3 protein-coding genes and 2 pseudogenes are annotated in these 2,725 nt (G+C 55.6%); 1 reads left to right on the top strand and 4 read right to left on the bottom strand.

Annotated elements, in window-relative coordinates; translation table 11 throughout:
* Both BBW68_RS15135 and BBW68_RS15130 read right to left on the bottom strand, forming a co-directional pair.
* The coding region (locus BBW68_RS15135; RefSeq protein WP_186821228.1) for a transposase at positions 1–177 on the bottom strand (177 nt) is incomplete at its 3' end.
* Between the two features lie 106 nt (positions 178–283).
* Positions 284–427: pseudogene (locus BBW68_RS15130) on the bottom strand (thioredoxin TrxC); the annotation flags it as partial.
* A gap of 235 nt (positions 428–662) precedes the next feature.
* On the opposite strand from BBW68_RS15130, the gene BBW68_RS00070 reads away from it, so the two are divergent.
* Positions 663–1,703 (top strand): tRNA/rRNA methyltransferase, encoded by a 1,041-nt coding sequence (locus tag BBW68_RS00070; protein WP_070133495.1) that lies wholly within the window; start codon positions 663–665, stop codon positions 1,701–1,703.
* A 56-nt stretch (positions 1,704–1,759) separates the two neighbouring features.
* Here BBW68_RS00070 and BBW68_RS00065 read toward each other — a convergent pair.
* Together BBW68_RS00065 and BBW68_RS00060 are read right to left on the bottom strand one after the other, a co-directional pair.
* Positions 1,760–2,173, bottom strand: a pseudogene (locus BBW68_RS00065) (MFS transporter); the annotation flags it as partial.
* Positions 2,174–2,182: 9 nt separating this feature from the next.
* The coding region (locus tag BBW68_RS00060) for an IS3 family transposase (protein ID WP_070133493.1) at positions 2,183–2,725 on the bottom strand (543 nt) is incomplete at its 5' end.

Genomic DNA, 2,725 nt, shown 5'->3' with positions numbered 1-2,725 from the left:
GTAGCCGTTACGGTAGGTCTCCCGCTCGTCACTGCGCTCATGAGGCTCTGCGTTGATGCGCTGAGTGACATCGGCCTCCATGATGCGGTTGAGCATAAATTCGGTGAGTTCACGCAGAAAGTCCTCGCCGCCGAGTTGCATCAGGGTGTTGCTGAATGTCATGCTGTTGTCGGCCATCGGTTGGCTCCTTCTGAGATAATTGTCTGATTAACCATTACCTTACCGGATAAGCCGATGGCGCTCACCATCCTGCTAAATTTACACCACGTCCCAAGATTCTACCATATTTATCCAGGGTGGCTGCCGTGGCATTCACCACGTGGTCGTCGAATAAGTAATTGCCGCAGCGGCCGCATTTCGCGCCGTCGGACACGCGCTCGACGGGGACGCGATTGGTGGCCTGGCAGGATGCAAAAACGGTATTCATTATTCACCTCAGTCTGGTGATTAGTGATTACTTACTGCTTTTTTCAGTAAATCAGCCAGCATTATGCTGGCCCCGTTAATGTCGAATAACGCGATTTGTTCAATTGGTATAATAGGTAATGTCTGGCAAACTGGCCGCACGCCAGAACGGTCCACTCTTTTATTGGAAGTTAATAGCTAAGCGCCGCCACATCAGGTAATCTGCGCGCTTCGCGCGCAGCCTAGGTGGAGGAAAAATGAACGACGAATTTAAAGGTAAGAGAGGCAAAGTCAAAGTGATGTATGTCCGCGGCGATGACGAGAAGAGCACCAAGGGCGGGAACCCCCGTACCGGTAAAGGCGCTCCTCGTCCACAGCAGGATGGCGCGCGCCGTCCGGCACGAAATGCAGACAGCAAGCCACGTGGCGGGCGTGATCGCGACGAAGGGCACTCTGACTCTCCGTGGCGTATCGTTTCCCGTGCGCCAAATGCAGTAGCAGCAGACGATAAACCGGATCACGGCGGTATCAGCGGTAAAAGCTATATCGACCCGGAGCAGATCCGTCGTCAGCGTATGGAAGAGACCCGCGTGTATGGCGAAAATGCCTGCCAGGCGCTGTTCCAGATCCGTCCGGAGTGCATCGTGCGCGCTTGGTTTATCCAGAGCGTAACGCCGCGTTTCCGTGAAGCACTGAAGTATATGGCGGCTAACCGCAAGGCTTACCACATTGTGGATGAAGCCGAACTGCAGAAAGCTTCCGGCACCGAGCACCATGGTGGCGTCTGCTTCCTGATCAAAAAGCGCTCCGGCATGCCGGTCAGCGAATGGCTGTCAACCGCAGGTGAGAAAGACTGCGTGCTGGCACTGGAAGATATCGGCAACCCGCATAACCTAGGTGGCATTATGCGCAGCTGTGCACACTTTGGCGTCAAAGGTTTGCTGGTGGATGATGTCTCGATGCTGGAGTCAGGCGCTGCGGCGCGTACCGCAGAAGGTGGCGCAGAGCACGTTCAGGCCATTAGCGGCGATAGCTTTGCTGCCGGTCTGAGCGCGTTCCGTAAAGCCGGTTATACCATCGTGACAACGTCCAGTCATAAAGGCGTGCTGCTGTTCCGTACAGAGCTGCCGACCAAAATGGTGCTGGTACTGGGTCAGGAACGCGATGGTCTGTCTGACAGCATATTCGATCAGGGCGACCTCAGCGTCTCCATTGGCGGTACCGGTAAGGTAGAAAGCCTGAACGTGTCCGTTGCAGCCGGCGTCCTGCTGGCTGAATGGTGGCGTCAGAACGCCTGATACAGAGATAAAAAGGGGGTTGCTTACGTGGTCGTCCCCTTTTTTATGCCGGCAGTTTAGTGCGCGCCGCCGCCTGCACCAAACGGTAGCCTAGCAAACCATATCAGCACTAGCAGCAGGATAAACACCCCGGCAGAAGCCCAGAAAATCTCATTGGCGGAGATAATCAGCCCCTGATTGGTGATCTGCTGCGCGATATACGTGGAAGCTTGGTCGTGGGTCATCCCCAGCTGTTGCAGCTTCGCGTACATTTCTTGACTGTTAGTACTGTACGGAGTGACCGATTCCGTTAATTGAGCGTGGTGCAACGATTCACGATCGCTCCACATCGTGGTGGTGATTGATGTGCCAATCGAACCCGCCAGCGTACGGGTGAAGTTCAACAGGCTTGATGCCGCTGCCAGCCTCTCCGGCGGTAAGCCTGACAGAGTAATGGTGGTCAACGGCATAAAGAAGCAGGCCACGGCAAAGTGTAGTGGTCAACTAATACTGGCCACAGCATTAGACTGTAAGTAGTACAGCCGCTCAGATTCGTTGGGCGTCAGACTGCCGTTATACCAGTGGGGCCTGATAGCGCTGTAATATCCCGTTATATAGCGGATTATCGCGCCCTGGGCTTCGCTGAAGCTGTTATAGCCCTTCGTCGGCACCCATTCGGTCTTCAGGCTCCGGAAGAACTGCTCCATAGGGGCGTTATCCCAGCAGTTTCCCCGTCGACTCATACTCTGCTTTATCCTACAGCGCCACAGCGCCTGCCGATATCTACGGCTGGTATAGGGGCTGCCCTGGTCGCTGTGGAACGCCACGTCTGTTGGCTTACCCCGAAGCTCCCAGGCCATCTGCAACGCTTTGACCGTCAGTGCCGAGTCCGGTGACGTCGACATGGCCCAGCCCACCGGTTTACGTGCAAACAAGTCCAGCACCACCGCCAGATAAGCCCAGCATTTACCCGTCCAGATATAAGTCACATCGCCGCACCAGACCTGGTCCGGCCCGGTAACCGCGAACTGGCGGTCGAGATG

Source organism: Candidatus Erwinia dacicola, from assembly GCF_001756855.1.
In the GTDB taxonomy this organism is placed as follows: domain Bacteria; phylum Pseudomonadota; class Gammaproteobacteria; order Enterobacterales; family Enterobacteriaceae; genus Erwinia; species Erwinia dacicola.
The sequence above is the reverse complement of the archived record's forward strand: the minus strand, read 5'-3'. Positions and strand labels throughout refer to the sequence as shown.

Excerpts from the sequence above, each read along its gene's own strand:
- BBW68_RS00070 (WP_070133495.1), top strand. The coding sequence starts at position 663 with ATGAACGACGAATTTAAAGGTAAGAGAGGCAAAGTCAAAGTGATGTAT.